Origin of the sequence: Nocardia sp. CWNU-33 (assembly GCF_046764895.1) — a bacterium.
Taxonomy (GTDB): Bacteria; Actinomycetota; Actinomycetes; order Mycobacteriales; family Mycobacteriaceae; genus Nocardia.
This window is the reverse complement of sequence record NZ_JBKOQN010000054.1, coordinates 17,798-33,987: the sequence shown is the minus strand read 5'-3', so window position 1 is coordinate 33,987 and position 16,190 is coordinate 17,798. Positions and strand designations below refer to the sequence as shown.

General features: G+C 64.1%; 15 protein-coding genes and 1 pseudogene. 11 read left to right on the top strand and 5 right to left on the bottom strand.

Annotated elements, in window-relative coordinates; translation table 11 throughout:
* A pseudogene (locus tag ACLMAL_RS36970) lies at positions 1 to 367 on the top strand (hypothetical protein); the annotation flags it as partial.
* A 41-nt stretch (positions 368 to 408) separates the two neighbouring features.
* Here ACLMAL_RS36970 and ACLMAL_RS36965 read toward each other — a convergent pair.
* Positions 409 to 627 (bottom strand): hypothetical protein, encoded by a 219-nt coding sequence (locus ACLMAL_RS36965; protein ID WP_412003310.1) that lies wholly within the window; start codon positions 625 to 627, stop codon positions 409 to 411.
* Between the two features lie 1,002 nt (positions 628 to 1,629).
* Here ACLMAL_RS36965 and ACLMAL_RS36960 point away from each other — a divergent pair.
* A complete protein-coding gene (locus tag ACLMAL_RS36960) occupies positions 1,630 to 2,886 on the top strand; it encodes a hypothetical protein (protein WP_412003309.1) in 1,257 nt (418 codons plus the stop codon).
* A gap of 296 nt (positions 2,887 to 3,182) precedes the next feature.
* On the opposite strand, the gene ACLMAL_RS36955 is transcribed toward ACLMAL_RS36960, so the two are convergent.
* Entirely contained in the window at positions 3,183 to 4,355 is a 1,173-nt protein-coding gene (locus ACLMAL_RS36955) for a YbdK family carboxylate-amine ligase (protein ID WP_412003308.1), read from the bottom strand.
* A gap of 258 nt (positions 4,356 to 4,613) precedes the next feature.
* On the opposite strand from ACLMAL_RS36955, the gene ACLMAL_RS36950 reads away from it, so the two are divergent.
* Positions 4,614 to 4,751, top strand: a complete 138-nt coding sequence (locus ACLMAL_RS36950) for a hypothetical protein (RefSeq protein ID WP_412003307.1) — start codon at positions 4,614 to 4,616, stop codon at positions 4,749 to 4,751.
* Positions 4,752 to 6,008: 1,257 nt separating this feature from the next.
* Here ACLMAL_RS36950 and ACLMAL_RS36945 read toward each other — a convergent pair.
* Positions 6,009 to 6,404, bottom strand: coding sequence for a hypothetical protein (locus tag ACLMAL_RS36945; protein WP_412003306.1), 396 nt, complete (start codon positions 6,402 to 6,404; stop codon positions 6,009 to 6,011).
* Between the two features lie 507 nt (positions 6,405 to 6,911).
* On the opposite strand from ACLMAL_RS36945, the gene ACLMAL_RS36940 reads away from it, so the two are divergent.
* The 8 genes from ACLMAL_RS36940 to ACLMAL_RS36905 all read left to right on the top strand — a co-directional run bounded on the left by ACLMAL_RS36940 (position 6,912) and on the right by ACLMAL_RS36905 (position 13,781).
* Positions 6,912 to 7,085: a CsbD family protein gene (locus ACLMAL_RS36940; protein ID WP_412003305.1), complete on the top strand. Its 174-nt coding sequence runs from the start codon at positions 6,912 to 6,914 to the stop codon at positions 7,083 to 7,085.
* Positions 7,086 to 8,410: 1,325 nt separating this feature from the next.
* Positions 8,411 to 8,596, top strand: a complete 186-nt coding sequence (locus tag ACLMAL_RS36935) for a helix-turn-helix domain-containing protein (protein WP_412003304.1) — start codon at positions 8,411 to 8,413, stop codon at positions 8,594 to 8,596.
* A 255-nt stretch (positions 8,597 to 8,851) separates the two neighbouring features.
* Positions 8,852 to 10,168, top strand: coding sequence for a tyrosine-type recombinase/integrase (locus ACLMAL_RS36930; protein WP_412003303.1), 1,317 nt, complete (start codon positions 8,852 to 8,854; stop codon positions 10,166 to 10,168).
* 250 nt (positions 10,169 to 10,418) lie between these two features.
* Entirely contained in the window at positions 10,419 to 11,069 is a 651-nt protein-coding gene (locus ACLMAL_RS36925; RefSeq protein WP_412003302.1) for a hypothetical protein, read from the top strand.
* A gap of 203 nt (positions 11,070 to 11,272) precedes the next feature.
* The gene (locus ACLMAL_RS36920) at positions 11,273 to 11,638 is read left to right on the top strand and encodes a hypothetical protein (protein ID WP_412003301.1); all 366 of its coding nucleotides are present in this window, start codon (positions 11,273 to 11,275) and stop codon (positions 11,636 to 11,638) included.
* A gap of 186 nt (positions 11,639 to 11,824) precedes the next feature.
* Complete coding sequence (locus ACLMAL_RS36915) at positions 11,825 to 12,412, top strand: hypothetical protein (RefSeq protein WP_412003300.1); 588 nt, start codon at positions 11,825 to 11,827, stop codon at positions 12,410 to 12,412.
* 27 nt (positions 12,413 to 12,439) lie between these two features.
* Complete coding sequence (locus ACLMAL_RS36910; RefSeq protein WP_412003311.1) at positions 12,440 to 12,919, top strand: bifunctional DNA primase/polymerase; 480 nt, start codon at positions 12,440 to 12,442, stop codon at positions 12,917 to 12,919.
* Between the two features lie 199 nt (positions 12,920 to 13,118).
* On the top strand, positions 13,119 to 13,781 hold the full coding sequence (locus ACLMAL_RS36905) for a bifunctional DNA primase/polymerase (protein ID WP_406238489.1): 663 nt from the start codon (positions 13,119 to 13,121) through the stop codon (positions 13,779 to 13,781).
* Positions 13,782 to 13,855: 74 nt separating this feature from the next.
* Here the strand turns inward: ACLMAL_RS36905 and ACLMAL_RS36900 are convergent, their stop codons facing one another.
* A complete protein-coding gene (locus ACLMAL_RS36900; RefSeq protein ID WP_412003299.1) occupies positions 13,856 to 14,026 on the bottom strand; it encodes a hypothetical protein in 171 nt (56 codons plus the stop codon).
* A gap of 314 nt (positions 14,027 to 14,340) precedes the next feature.
* Entirely contained in the window at positions 14,341 to 16,095 is a 1,755-nt protein-coding gene (locus tag ACLMAL_RS36895; RefSeq protein WP_412003298.1) for a leucine-rich repeat domain-containing protein, read from the bottom strand.
* Between the last annotated feature and the right edge of the window lie 95 nt (positions 16,096 to 16,190).

The window sequence follows — 16,190 nt, the reverse complement described above, 5'->3', positions numbered from 1 at the left end:
GTTCCTGTATCTCAACTGCTCACACCCGGGGTACGCCTGCGAGCTCTGCGACCGACAGCTGTACCCGGACTGGTACCGCCACGAACGCACCGCCTTCACCACCCAAGGAAACGGCAGCCATGAACGCACCGAAGTGCTGTGGTCCAACCGCCCGCTGCGCCGACAACTCTCGATAACCGAAGCGTCGGAGTTTCGTGACAACGAACCATCCAGCACCCCCGGATGTCACGAAAATCGGTGCGCCGAGACCTCGTGCGCGACGGTCGTCACCCAACCCTCGACCGGCCGCCCCGGCACTACCGCGGAGCTGCGTGCCGTCAGCGCGCACGCCGAAACCGTGCAAACCAATCTCGCTGACCGCCCGTAACGACCTGGGATGTGAACGTTACCGACGGTCAGAGCGCGTATTCAGCGGCGGCCGTACCGCGCGCCGATACTCCGATCGCTACTCTCCTTCGCCGCCCACTTCCGCTCCATCGTTGCGACCTTCTGCGAAAGCGGAGAAAGATCCGCGAGGACACGGGACAGACGGCGCACTTCCGCCTCGAGACGCTTGATTCGTTCCGTGTCGGTGAGCGCCGCATCGCTGCTTGGCGTGTCGGTGCCCTCGAACTGTTCGTGTGCCAAGGCGACCCCTTGTGTCGATGACAGACATGGCTGCTGCCTGATAGCTGTGACGGTACGCCTGGCCACTGACATCACCTGTGGGAATAGCCACGGTGCATGTGTGCAACGACAGGTCGTATCTGTCATCCCCGGGCATCGCCCATCGAGCGCCAGCTACTGATCGCTTGCGGCCGCATGATTCCGGCACGAGGAATCGCAGCTCTCCGGAAAGGATGTGCCCTACCACTCTGCCGGTGTCGATTATCGATTCTCGACGCCGTAGGGATTCCCGGAACGATCATCCTCGGCCGCAGGGATGCTCGAGACTTCGCGTGACCGGGCGGTCAGGCTCGGATCTCGATGATTCCAGCAGCGGTCAATCATGCCGCGTTATTGACGCTACGGGAATGCTGTAGTTGGACGCTCGGCTAGGTGCGGTCGGCGCACATCACGTCCTGATGTGTGTGCCTCGGTGAATAGGTTTGGGGGATCGGCACTTTCAATCTCATGGTGAGGTCTTGGGTGCTAGCATGATCAGTAACCGGAATGTTGCTCCGGCCGGTCGCCGAGTTGTGAGGCGACCGTTGCCTTCGTGTGGTCCCGCTATGGGAGATCGCTGCCCGCCGTTCGTTCGGTTCGACCGATCGCGCTGGAGGAACAACGATGATCACCGACGGGCAATCACGACATGTCCTGCTCCCGATCCAACCCCGACCGCGTGCACCGCCACGACAGCGAAGCGTGTACCGGCACCGATGTAGGTCGAATACACCTTTCGTTCAATACGTCATGGGGAGAGGAACGCAGAATATCTGTTGACCTGGCGGATTACCCAGCGTTTCATCACGGCTACACGCGCCTCGCCGGCACACCGGTGTACCGGTACTGATGGCGCACCGCGCAAACTCCCGTTTCGGAACCGGGAGTCACCTCGCGTTTTGGACCGAGCCGACGATTTCGGGCTCAACCCCACTGCTGCGGCCTGGTTGTCGCGGCTCTCTTCTGTGAAAGGTGCTGAGTTCGATGCAACTACGAAATCACTCCCGCCTTGGTAGCGCGCCCCCCAGCACTGTCATCGCTGCGGGCAGCGCGGCGTCGCAGATCGTGGACGCCACCAGGGGAAAGAAGGTCACGCTGATCGCCTCCAGCTTCCACAGTTTGGTGGTGACCGAGGACGGTACCCTGCTGGGCGCCGGATTTGATGCCCAGCAGCAGGTGTCGGGGATCGTGAGGGCCGCCGAGGGCAAAAAGATCACCGCGGTAGCCGTGGGTGACTACTACAGTTTGGCGGTGACCGACGACGGCACACTGCTGGGCGCCGGAAAGGACGATAAACAGCAGGTATCGAAGATCCTCGAAGCCGCCGCAGGCAAAAAGATCACATCCGTCGCCGCAGGCCTTGGCAACAGTTTGGCGGTGACCGACGACGGCACACTGCTTGTTGGTGGAGACGACAATTGGCGGTTGCTGTCAGGGCTCGTGAAGGCCGCCGAAGGCCAGAAGATCACGGCGGTTGCCCTAGGCCAGTACCACAGTTTGGCGGTGACCGAGGACGGCACACTTTTAGCCGCAGGACTTGACGGTAGCCGACAGGTGACGGGGATCGTGAACGCTGCCGCAGGCAAGAAGATCACGGCGGTATCCGGTGGTGGTTCCCACAGTTTGGCGGTGACCGAAGACGGCACACTGCTAGCCGCCGGAAATGACAGTAGCGGGCAGGTGTCGGGCATCCTCGAGGCCGCCGATGGCAAGAAGATCACGGCCGTAGCCGCCGGTACTGCCCACAGTTTGGCAGTGACCGAGGACGGCACCCTGCTGGCCGTCGGATACGACAGTGGCGGGCAAGTGTCGGGCATCCTCGAGGCCGCCGAAGGTAAGAAGGCCACGGCCGTAGCCGCCGGCAGTGGCAGCAGTATGGTGCTGGTGCTCGAGCGCGGCGGCGATTGCGGGCCGATGAAGCCCCGCCAGATCTGCGCGTCGCTGCTCGCGTCCACCGACTCGCCAGACACCTACGCCGTGTCGTTCAAGGTCGGCGACAACCAGCAAGTGCTGAACTCTGGGGAGCCGTGCAAGGTGGTCGACACCCAGGACACCGAGGTCACCCACCTAATCGTCCGGCGCCTGTCCCCACCACAGGACATCGCCGTCGGCTCCGCGTATTTCACCTACAACCACGACAGCGGCGCGGTCGACATCGATCAGGACAAGAGCCAACTACCCGACGGGCTCACCTACCAGCACTCCGACAACAACCGATTCACATTCACCTGGGCCCACTGACCGCCGCAAAGAATACTGCGACCAGTGGCACCCCTCGAAGGCTAAGAGGTCATACCCGCCCACTACAGCGTCCGACCGACATACCGAACCGAACACCGACCTCGACAACGGAATCCAGGTCGGTGTCGGGCCGCGGCCACATAAGCCATTGCGCGCACCCACTCGAAGCAGACCGATCAGCTATGCCATCGACCGGCGGCTGACGTCCGGATCGAAAAGTTCTTTGGCGTCGGCAAGCTGGTAAAAACTCTCGACCTCAGTGAGAGGTCTCCCCCGCTTTCGCGCACTCGCGAATATCACTTCTCGATGCGCATATTTTCCTGGTGCTGGTAGGCGAGCCGTTGGTAGCGGCCATCTTGCGCGGCAATGGAGGCGTCATCGGTGGTCAATCTGAACGATCCGACGAGGTCGCTGATGTCGGTCCTCGCCGCGACTCGCTGTCGCACCGCACCCGTTCCGTGCTGTGCCATCACAGCGAGCAAGCGCTTCATCACAGCAATGTCACCCGCCTCTTCGAGCTCGTCGACGATCCACACGATCAGGTTGTCCAGCATTTGCACTGCGGGAACCTGAATCTCACCAATCGGGTCAACCGCGGGACCACTGAGGCCATGGCGGGCTGCTGTCCATACTGCCGCCGCAGCCACCTGCTCATCGATCCGCGGTCCCTCGACTCCTTCCTCCAACTTGCGCACAGCAGTTTGCACCAATGCTCGGGTGAGCACTGCCTGCAGAACAGCATCATCGACCGTCAAAGCAACATCGGAGGCACGAACCTCGACAGTGGGATACACAGCCGAAGGTCGGGCAAGCCAGAAGGACATCCGCTCATCGAGAAGAACTCCGCAATCCACCAACGTCGCCACGCGAGCCTCGTACTCGTCTGCCGAGTGCATGAACGGCGGAAATCCCGCACCAGGAAATCGAGCCTGCTCGGCGATGCGCCACGAACTGTAGCCCGAGTCACGACTGTCGTGGAACGGCGAGTTGGCCCCTACCGCAATCAAGGTCGGCAGCCAGGGACGCAAGTGGTTCACCACCGCGACGGCCAGCTCCATCCCATCGATGCCGACATGCACATGCGTTCCACACGCTGTGTAGGCGCGAGTCATTTCGCGATAGCGATTGTGGATGCGCGCGTATCGGCTGTCTTCTGCGGCATCACAGCTATGACCGCCACAGACGGGCGCGGTGCCGAACGGGAGCACAAACAGTTTCGCATCATGCCCCGCATGTGCCAGTCGTTCCCGGGCCCCACTCAAGTCGGTCCGGAGCATGTCCATGTCGGTATACACCTGACTGACCGACTCGATTTGAACGCGTTGAAGCTCAGGCTTGAATCTTGCCGACTGACCTGGCTCGAGGTTCTCTTGCAGCCAGCCGAGCATGGAATCCGCGCCAGCAACAAGCACACCGTCGAAGTCGACAAGGAGGAACTCCTCCTCGACTCCGACCGTACGTTGTTCCATCGGATCTCTTTTCAACGCCATCGCTGCCCGCTGATTATATCGGGGAAACATTCGGCAAACGCGGACGTCGTGGGGACCCCGTGATGTTGCTCGCTGACTGCTGACGGAGATCATGACCTGCTTCGGCGATCACCGCGGCAGCGGCTCCGTTGATGGATCGCGCAGTAAGTACGGGACATTGCGGATCCCGGCGCATCGCCGACGCGAAAATCCACCGGATAGCGGATAGATCGCGGAAAACAGGGTAGGACCTCGAACATGGAAATACTCGCGATCGTGGCGTTTGCGGCCCTCGTCGCCGCGGTGTTGCTCTACCGCAAATTCTCGAGCAAAGGACCCGATACGACGAGGTCAACCGGCAATCCGCCTGCCAACACAGGCGACGACAAGATCTAGGCCCGGCGGCTCGGAGCACGTCGGGAGCTTGTGACACCCGTGCGATTGGGCTACCACTACGCGCAGAGTGCACTTTCGTCGTGTGCCCACTTCGACGTCGAATGGTCCGGTCATGATCGAGGTCAGGGCCAGACGCCAAGGCGGTGGAGAAGGAGTTCGCCGTATTCGCGGATGGTTGGTCGTACGGACACTGGCTGGTCGGGTCGACGCATCTGCGGGACGGAGATGTGGGCTGGCCACGGGTAGGTGCCAGCATCCACCACAGTGTCGGGGCGTGGCCGTTGATGGTGCAGAATTCCTGGCGCCGTGCAGGTCGCCGTGTTGAAACCACGCAACGAGGAGTCACTGGCGCGGTTGACCGACCTTGTCGCCGGGTACGGCGATACTAACCAGCGCCCTGGCAGGCCCAAGGGGACCTCCTCAAGTGCCCAGGCGCGCCGGTTGCTGACGCAGTTACGGCCCACGCGCCCTTCCGATTTCGGTAACAGCAGCTCCAGTAGCTCCCACTGCGCTTCCGCCGACACCCGATACTGATCACCCACCGCCGAAACCACGGCGGACCATGCTCCCGCACGGCGGTCGGGTATCGAGGAACGTTGGATCCCTCGGCCGGTTTCCGGACACGAGCCGCGCCGCGACGAACGAAGTATTATCGGCCGCCCCGAGCGCTGCGGACCCAGATGCACGACCAAGCAGCGTGTAGGCCTCATCCCAGGCATTACGCCGGTACGCAAGCGCCGAAGGAAGAATCACGAGCACCAGTGCGGGTGAAGGGACCGGCGCCAACACCGCAGGCGCTGTACACCCGGTGCCCGACTCGAAGTTCAAAGCACCTGCCCCCGAAGACACTCCCGGGGGCGCCACCACCTCCCCAGCCGACGAGCAACCCGCATCGCAGGCCCCGGAAACCGAAGCCACCGACGAGGGTGTCGAAGGTGGCCATCACAGCGGCGTATGCAGAGCCGAGGACCAGCCCCGCGAATCCCGGCCGCAGTGACACCGCGGTTCGACGACGGCGAGCACCAGATTGCTCAACTCCTCATCGGTTTGAACGACCAGGAGTAGGGCATCCACGCCCCGATTGCATGACCCTGCCACGCCATCGGCGTACAAGGCCGCCATCCAGCCCTGACGGGGTCGTGCAATCCGACACGCCTTCAGACGCCGACCCTACCGTTGACGCAACATAGTGGTCGCGACCCATCTGCGCTCATGTTCCGCGAGCCCCGGACAGCCCAAGAAACCTCAGGATCAATGTCAGGGGCTGCGCAGCGGCCGTTCAGGATCAGCCCCTTGCTGCGCCTCACCCGACTTCGAGTCCGGATCGACCTTATCCGCGCGCTCCCACTCCTTGTCCAACTCGGTTCGCGAATCCGCCGCGTCGCTGCGATGCAGCTGCGCCTGCTGGGCAAGCTGCTCGGCCTGCGCCGCCTTGGCCTCACCTTCCGCCTTCGCCGCGCGGCTGCGGGCAGCGACCTCATTCGCCCGCGCCTCCCGCTGACCGACCTCGAATTCCTGTTCCGCCGCGCGGCTACGGATGCCCTCGGCTTCGACCCGCTGATGTTCGCGCCGTTGGCGCATCAACAACCAGGCCACAAGCAAAACGACCACAACCGCGACGATCACGATCACGATCACAATGGTGGTGCTCATCTTTCGACTCCTCGCACCCTCCCCCCTCTACCCTAACGCCACTCCACCACCCCCGAACTGGGAAAACGAGCGATCAAACGCCCAGGCGGATCCGGCCCCTTATCTACCACCGGCAGGGAAAGGCGGGGCTGGCCGACAGAGCGGCAAGGCCACTCGATGCAGCTCATAGGACAGGTGCATTGCCAGCCGTAGACCCTCACCGGACAGATCAGCATCCGCGAGGTCGGCCAGCGCCCGCAACCGCGGCGAGAACGCGCGACGGGGCTCCGGCAGTGGCAGCGCGATACCACCGGGCGTCTCGGCGGACGCCGACGTTCTGAGCGCCTCGGTCGTCGGTGATCACTTCCCCTCTGCTGCAGGTGAGACCCGCTTTCCCGAGCGCAAAGGTGCCCACCATCACCTGGTCGTTGCCTTCCACCGTTGTTTGGTGGCGCAAATGCGGGCTATCCGCAAGAGGACCGGCTGGAAAACACGGGCCGGGCACCTTCGAAGAAAGGGGCTCGCACCATGAGCGCTGTAGACAAGGCAAAGAACAAGGCCGAGAACCTCGCCGGTAAGGCCAAGGAAAAGTTCGGCGAGGCCACCGACGACAAGGGCAAGCAGCACGAGGGCAAGGCCGATCAGGCCAAGTCCGACCTGAAGGATGCGGGCGAGAAGGTCAAGGACGCCTTCCGCGACTGACTCGACGCCCGCCGGCGTCGAGCGCGAGCGGGTGACCTCGGAGGTCACCCGCTCGACGCACGTTGGTCATAACGGCCGGGTCGAGGTGTGTCTCGATTCCGCTTATTGGCGCGGTGCACGAGCGAAATGCTCTGTCAACGCATTGAATACGTCTTTTGGTTGTTCGAGCGCGGGCGAATATCCCGCTGCGGCGATGACAACGGTCCATCTGACCTCTCCCTTCCTCTGAACCGCACCCTGTCGGCATCGGTCTGCTGCACAAGGCTATTCAGCGAAGAGTGGTCGAATCGACCGGATTCTTGCACACTTGTGCCCGAATATTTGCATGGGGAGGGCAGCTCAGACCTGCGCTGTCGACAACGGAGCGGAGGGTGGGATCGACGGATCTTTGCACAGTTGTGCCGGATTCTTGCACGCGACGCCGTTCACCCGCCGGTGAGCTGCTCGATTGGGGCGGCCTCGGGTCGATACGCCGCTGAGCCCGCTGGCGCGGGCGATGGGCGCCGATCCCACGTAGGCTTTGAGGCCGCGTGCGTCGGCGAAGCGGTGGGGTCGTCGCCGACCTCGGAGAGCACCCGGGCACCGGGCAGCTGTATCGCCGAGGCGGGGGTAGGCAAGCTCGCGTGGGGTTCGTATTTGCTTTCAACACAGGCGGCACTCCGCGCACCGGCTCCGTAACGTTTCCATCCAGGTCTGGGACGTGGTTGCCGATCGGTGCACGCAGTTCATCGAACTCAACCGAGGTCACGGTGCCAGTTCGATCATCGAGCAACTCGCGCAGGAAAGGACCGCCTCCCGCCGAGGCGAGAACTGTCGCCGCCGACGGCCCAACTTGCACCTCGACGAACCTCTCGACATCGCGGCGCTCGGGAGCAATTATCCTGTCGTTCAAGGTAACTGTGGATCAACATCGCGACATCGATGCCAGGCAAATCCCAACTCACTGGCGAACTCGGCACGAATCAGGTTGTATGGTTCGGCGGATTGGCCTCGATCGAGGTGATCCACATGGTGTTTCGACGGCCTGTTCGAAGCGGCAGTCGCAACGAACACGGAGTTCGCAAGCACTCAATCACTCGCAGCGGACCGATCCCATTCTGGGGCAAGGGATCCAATCAGCGACTTACCGCATTTCACCGTTCCCTTTATCGGATGACGCCCCCAAACGTACGTCCGACACACCTCCAGTCCGTCTTTTCGTTGCCCAAACAACGGCGCACCAGCTCGCACCGAACTGCCCCGACTGCCGCACACCGCCCGGAAACCAGCCCAGCCCGAGGTGCACCCCTGTTGGGATCGCGATCCGCCCGCTCTCGGATCCTCCTGTGAGCGGTGATGAGATCTGGCTCAGCACCGACGACGTCGCCGAGCGGCTGAAGATTCCGAAGAAGACGTTGACCGCTTGGGCGTCGACAGGGCGTGGCCCTCGGTTCGCGCGGATGGGGCGGTATCGACGCTACCGACTGAGCGATCTCCTCGTCTGGGAGCAAGAGCAACTCGACAAGACGTGACCGCCCTCCAGCATGCACAGCTATCCATTGGCAAACATTCCGATCTTGAAACCGGTTTCCCGATATTCGAGACTCGGCGTCGCTCGGCGCAGCTATCGCCTCGGCCACTCATCGCAGCATCGGCTGAACACGCGCCACAACGCCTGGTAACTGAGCGGTTCACCGCGTCGTGATCCGTTGCCGCCCAACAGGAACGAGTATGGGGAGCCGGTGTGCTGGGGGCGTTCGTGCATGACATAGTCGCTGACCGCAGCCATGCTCTCCGCGCACGCGGGGATGGTACGCCGCAACGTCCACGGACGTCTGCACACCTTCACCGCGTGGCTGGCCCGGCACCACCCCGAGGTCACCAGCTTCTCCCACCTGTCCCGCGAGCACCTCGAACAGTTCATCACCCGGGTAAACACCGACTACCACCACTACCGCACCGGCGCGCCGGTCACTATCGAGACCCGCCGGGCGACGATCTCCGTGCTCAACGTCTTCCTCCGCAAAACCCTGGCCTGGGAATGGGACGGAATTCCCAACCGGCCCCTACTCAGCCACCTCGACCTACCCAAGAACGTCGAACGGATCCCGCGCTACTTACCCGCCGACCAACTCACGGCAATCGAGGAACAAATCCACGCGCTCAACGATCCCTACCAGCGCGCCGCCAACCTGATCGCCCGCTGGGTCGGCCCCCGCCGCAGCGAAATCCAACGCCTGGAACTCGACTGCCTCGACACCTACCCCGACGGGCATCCACGCCTGCGAATCCCGGCCGGAAAGACCTACACCGAACGCATCGTCCCCCTACACCCCGAAGCCGCCGACGCACTGCGCGAATGCATCAACGCGACCCGCAGCCGCAAACAACGACCGCTCATCGACGAAGTCACCGGCAAACCAACCCAGTACGTCTTCCAAATCCGCGGACGTCTCATGACCGACCACCGGCTGTTCGACTCCGCCCTCCGCACCGCCTGCGACAACACCGGCCTCGTCGACCACACCGGAGCCAAACTCGTTACCTCCCACCGATTCCGACACACCGTCGGCACCCAACTCGCCGAACAAGGAGCCCGCTTGCAAACCATCATGTCGATCCTCGGGCACTCCAGCAGCACCATGAGCCTGATCTACGCCCGCATCGCCGACACCACCGTGCTCCAGGACTACAAAGACGCACTCCAACCAGGCGCCCAAATCGCCGGCCCCGCCGCAGCGGCCCTCCGCAACAACAAACTTCCCCAGACCACAATCGACTGGCTGCACAGCAACTACTGCAAGACCGCACTCGAACTCTGCCACTGCCTGCGGCTGCCCGAAGGAGGCCCCTGCGAATGCGCCCTATACCTCACCTGCTCCAAATTCCTCACCACCACCGAATACGCCCCCCGCCTGAAAGATCGACTCTGTCTGGAACACACCCTCGCCGAGGACGCCACCAGCCGCGGATGGCCCCGAGAAGCTGAGCGGCACAACGCAATTGCCACCCGCCTCGAAACGCTTCTGACCGAACTCGAATCCGGAGCTGACAGCAGCCAGTTGGAGCATCTCCCCGCGCGCGACAACGACTGCGATGAATAGCGGGGCAGTTCTTGTCCGGCAACTCCAAGCCCAGAACCCGTCAGGGTCCTCCAAACCGGCCTGCCACCGATCATCCGCGAGGCTGTGCGCGACGGCCACGGCGAATTTGGTTGTATTACAGACAAATTCGACAGGTGTGTGTGTCAATGCCGAGGGAAGGTTCGCTCGGCATTGACGGCGCGGTGCCAGCCTTTCACCAGCGGCGACACGCCGACACCCACGATCCCAGGCTGGAGTCTAGGCTCCTGGCATGAGCACGGCCCAAACCGAGAAAAGCCGACCGGGGAACCGACGATACCGGTCACTGCTTAGCAGACATCTTCTGCTCGTCTGCACCGTCGTGGCCTGCCTTGGGATACTCGTCTCGGCGAGCGAGCCGGCCAGCACCGAGCTGATGTCGTTGTCGCCGTTGTTGATCCTCGGGGGGACATTCGTGGTGGTTGTGGTGTGGTGCATGGTCATCGTCTACCCGATCCTGGCAGTCCGATCCCGGCGGCTTCGGGTACCTGAGCTCGGACCCCTGGCTGCTCCCGCACTGATAATCGCGCTCACGCCCATTTTATGGAGCGCAGACCTGCCAATGGCTCTGCGTTGGCACCTCTCAGCGCACGCCTTCGACGATGCGGCACAGCAGGTGAGTGCCGGTGTCGATCCACGGACGTTCGAAGGTGACCGCCTCGGCCTTTATCGCATTCGCGGTGTGGAACGCCTCTCCGACGGCATCTACTTCAGGACTGGCCCTATGGAGTCCTATTGCTCGATGGGAAGTGGTTTTGCCAATCTTTCTGGCCACCGGCCCGCGACAGGCGCATCCCATCACCTCAGCGGCGACTGGTATTGGTTCTGTTTCAACAGCGCGGGGGTTACAGTGCCCGACCACCCCATCGGAGAACTGCACTAGCCGGTGACGAAACCGCTAGCCTGAAGTGACGAAGGCCAACAGGCCTGAGAGGGTCGGCAGTTGCGCACGAAGGTGATTCGATGCGCTAACCTGCCTCCCCAGACCAGCACGCCAATCTGACCCGAGCAGATCCGCATCATCACCTGGTTCCAGGTATCGAGATAAACCCCCAGTGCGGCTACTACTCCCGTCGCGCGTGTCCGATGCTGGCCGGACGCAGCCACCGCTACAACCCCAACCCGGCCGAGCGTTTCTCCCGCTGCGACGACCCGGCCTGTCGATGCGCGGTCTGGGCAGTGCCCGACCGCGATCCCCGCGAACCCGCACGCAAAGGCCAACCCGCCGAAGCCTGGTACGAGGCGTGGATACCGTTGTCGGACTACACCATCGTCTCCGACCCTGGTGACGACACCACCCCGCCCGTGATCGGGGTCGACCTGCACAATGCCCGGTTGTTGAAGGTCCGCAAGGTCCGCGACGCCGCCCCCAGCACCGACCAGCCCATCGATCTGCTCGCCGCGCTCATCGCCGGTCGCAGGTTGTTCGGTGGCGGAGGTGGGTCGCAGTGATGTCGCAGGACATGTCCAGCCACCTGATAGCGCGGCACACGGCCCGCAGTTCTGCGATGTCTTCTGCGAGTTACTCGACGGTGTCATCGGTCCCGAAACCGGGTGGTTGACGCGGGCCACCCTCGCCGACACCGGAGCTCGCTGTAGGTAACTCCGATCTCTGCTAACCCAGGAAGGACCGTGATCATGGACCTCCTCGACCTCGCGCGCCAGATCGTCGCCGCGCTCGGGCCCGGGTGGATCGCCGAACGCGGCTACATGATCCGCGCGCACGTGGTGTTGTACGGACCCGACCAGCAGATCCTCACCATCACCCACGATGAGGACTCCCACCGGCACAGCGATCACGGCCATCTACAGATCAGCGCCTCCTACGGCGAATTCTCACGCCACCTCGACTCCGGCAAAGGAGGCGACGTCATCACCGCCGCCGCCGAGCGGCCCGCACCAGCCATCGCCACCGACATCACCCGACGACTACTGCCCGACTACGAAACCACCCTCGAGCGCTGCCGCACCCGCGCACACGAAGACGCCCTGCGCCTGGCCGAACGCCGCGAAACCATTGACACCCTCTGCCAAATACTGGCCCCCGCCGAAATCGTGCGCGGCGACCACGTCAGCTTCGGCCAATCAGGCGACCATATCCGCGGCCAGATCCGCGTCCTCCACAGCGGCGCAACCGAATTCGAACTCGACGTCACCGCCGCGCACACCCTTCAACTCGCGCGCGTCATCGCCGCCCACCGCCGCACCGCCCAGGACCAGAATTGACCACCGCACTGCCACCACCAGCTCCCGATTTGCTCAGCACCGCCCTCGACCACGCACGCCACGGGTTCCACATCTTCCCTCTGCAGCCGCGCAGCAAAGTGCCCGCGATCAAACACTGGGAAGACGACGCGGATCCGCCGCTGGTGGCGTCGGTGGCCCGCCGACAACATCGCTGTGGCCTGCGGGCCGTCAGGCCTGCATGTACTCGACCTCGACACCAGCCACGACCAACCACCCCCGCCGCCATGGGACCACGCCCGCGATGGCCGCGACGTACTGGCCCAGCTCGCCACCGAGGTCGATCAGCCGATCCCGGTCCCCACCTACGCCGTCACGACGCCATCCGTTATCAACAGGTGGTTCGGTCACTGCAACAACTTCATCGACGAAGTGCTTGTCCTGGACTCGATTTCGTTGTTGCAGTGTTATCAGCAGGGCGGCAATGACGATCATGTCACCGGTTTCGTGCGGCGGCTGGAAGGGGTGGTTGTGCGTGTCCAGTCGTGATCTTCTCGATGCGGCGTTGGCCGCGGCGGCCCGTGGGTGGTGTGTGTTTCCTTTGGTTCCGGGCAGGAAGACGCCGGCGATACGGTCCTGGGAGGATCGCGCGACCTCTGATCCCATGGCGGTCCACCGGTTTTGGGCACCCGCAGCGCGCTACAACGTCGGTGTGGCCACTGGTAGGTCGGGACTGGTCGTAGTCGACTTGGACGACGACCTCGCCCGTGATTCACCACAAGAGTCTTCGGGGAAACGTCACGGCCTTGATACGTTGGCGGCCTTGGCATCTGGTGTCGGCGCAGTGTTTCCTAACGACACTTTCACTGTGGTCACCCCAGGTGGGTTACATTTGTATTTTCGCGCTCCTGCCCGGTTTGAGTTACGCAACACCGCAGGTAGGCTCGGCCGCCTGATCGACACACGGGCGCACGGCGGGTATGTCGTGGCCCCGGGATCAATCGTGGGCGGTCGCCGTTACCGCATCCTTCGTGACACGCAGGTCATGGAGCTGCCACACTGGCTCGCGCATCGGCTGATGCCCGCACCGCCGCCGACAGCAACACCACCGATGCAGTTACCGTCCCCGCGCGCGGACGCCTACCTGCGAGCGATTCTCGACGGCGAATCGCGCAAAGTTGCACGGGCACAGGTCGGTTCCCGCCACGATGCCCTGCTCAGGGCCGCGGTGACGTTGGGGCGGCTCGTCGCTGCCGGTGAACTGGCCGAATCAACGGCCCATTCAGTTCTGGAACATGCTTCCGCTGAACATCTCGGCGTCGCCGACTACACCGAGCAGGAGGTGCGGCGCACGATCGACGACGGCATCGCCTACGGCAAGCAGTTTCCGCGCCGAATTAGGAACCTCTGAGCTTCATTGACGTCTCCCCAGCGACCACCAAAACGCGCGCTACGCGGCAGAAGGGCGCGAGGATTGATTTGGTTTTACTGATGCTCATCGTAGTACTTCGCTTCGGCCTGCCGCAGTTCCTCCATGCTCCATTCCGTCCCGGGCGGCAGGTACCCCCTGAGCGTGGCGTCGTGGATGTAGTACTCCCGCACGCGCTCAGGCAGCGAGGCCAAACGGCTGTCCTCGTCGGACCACCGACCGACCACCATCTTGGCTTGAGCGAGTTCTAACTGGTGGAGTGCATGTATTCGGAAGGTGCACTATTCCCCCGGGCGGATGGCGCGGGTGGCGCGTGCACAGCTGAGCTGGCGGCCGAGCGCTCAGCGGCATGAGCGTGCGTTCGGCCCGAGCCCCTCGACGCACAACGCCATGACACATCGCTCATAGGGACTCGGTCTGAGACGCCCGCGACGCGGCGAAGCGATCACGGCTGGCCAGGCGCCGAAGTCTGCGGAGGTACCGGCCGCGCGGTCTACCCGCCACGCAGACAGACTCATTGAGCCCCTGCTGGGTGGACCCCCTACGACCCGAAGTCGATCCGGGCGCTCGGGTGGGCGGCGGTGATCCGGTCGCGGACCTCTCGGGGGATCCGGTTGCCGTCGAGGTCGACGGTCTCGAGGTCAGGGAGCGTGTCGAAGTCAGGCGGCAAGTCTTCGAGGCCGTTGAAGGCCAGGCGGACGCTCCGTAGCCGGCGGAACGTCCCGATCCCGGCGAAGTGCTCGGGCTTGAGCCGCCGGCGCTTGCCCTCGCGGCGCCACCTGTCGATCCGGAGTTCCTCCAGACCGGTCAGCTCCATCGCGAACAACTCTCGGAGGAAGACATGCCCGGGTTCCGGGCCGCGACTGGCCTGCCCGCTGAAGCCGAGGACCTGCAGCGCGGGGAGGCGGCCGAGGTCCGGCAGCGGGGCGCGCAGCAGGCCGAGGCTGCCGCCGAGGTCGAGGTCCACCAGCCGGGTCAGTTGGAGCAGGCTGTCGGGGACGGTGTCGAAGTTGTTGCCGCTCAGGTCGAGCCGGCGCAGGTTCGGGAAGGTGGTGACCACCTCGGGGAAGGTCACCAGGTACCGGGCGGGGGTGCCGGACATCGACACCTCCTCGACGCCGGTCAGGCCGCGCGCGGAGTCGGGGAACACGACGTTGGTGCCGTCAGCGATCAGCTTCCGCATCCCGACCAGGCCGCCGAAGGTGTCCGGCAGGACGAACCGCGTCGACTCGGGCGGTATCCCTCCTGGCTCGTACTCCGCGCCGGTGCGGACCGACAGCGAGGAGATGTCGAGTTCTTCCAGCGCGGACAGTCGGCCGACGGCGGCGGGCAGGGTGAACTCGACCTCGTTCTCGTCCAGGGACGAGTTGCCGGCGACCCGTAGCACCCGCAGCCCGGTCAGGTCGCCGATCGATCCGGGCAGGGCGGTCAACTTGCAGTCGCGCACCGACAGGAGCTCCAGTCCGGTGAGCGTCCCGATCTCCTCGGGCAGCTCGCGGATCGGATTGCGGTCCAGGATCAGGGTGCGCAGCCAGGGCATGCGGAGCACCTCGGTGGGGAACGCCTTCAGCTTGCGCCCGGTCAGGTCGAGATGGTCGGCCCGGTCGGCCAGGGCCCGGGACAGTTGGTCGTCCAGCGTCGCGGCCGCCGACTCGCGCGCCGACCGGGCCCCAGGTCGCAGGACGGGCAGCCCGGCACGCAGCTGGTTCAGGAACGTGTCGATGTCCAGGCGACCCTCGTTGTCGACGACCTCGGGCACGAACGCCTCGCCGAGGCCGTTCCCGGCCACGAAGTCGACGTCCCGGTCGCAGACGCCGAGGTTGTCCACCCAGCGCGCGCCGGGGGCCGTCAGTGCCATGTGGTGGTCGAAGTCGATCACCCAGGGGGTGTCGACCACCCCGGCCGCCAGGGAGCCGTGGTTGTAGTAGCCGTACACCATGTGGGTGAAAGTGCCGTCGTGGATGAAGATCTCGGCGTCGCCGCCTTCCAGCGTCTCGGCCCGGGTGTGGCCGCCGACGTAGAGCCCGGGCTGGTCCTCGTAGAGCGCGATCGGGCCGTTGACCGTCAGGTCACCGGTCACCACGATCAACTCGACATCGTCGTCGCCGTCCACACCGCGCAGCTCGGCGACGGCGGACAGGAAATCCCCGTCGAGGGTGAGGTCACCGTCGAAGAACAGCACGGTGGGATCGTCGGGCTCGTCCGCGGCTCCCTCGAACTCGGCGGACAGCACGCCGCCCAGGCGGGCGTCCACGTCGGCGTAGGACAAGAGGTCGGGCATGGAAAAGGTCGACACGCGAGCAAGCATATGCTCGTGGCTCGGCTGCGTTGCTCGCTCGACTAGCCGCCGTCTCGGGGGTGTTTGAGGCGGCATTTCGGCGCATCGCCACG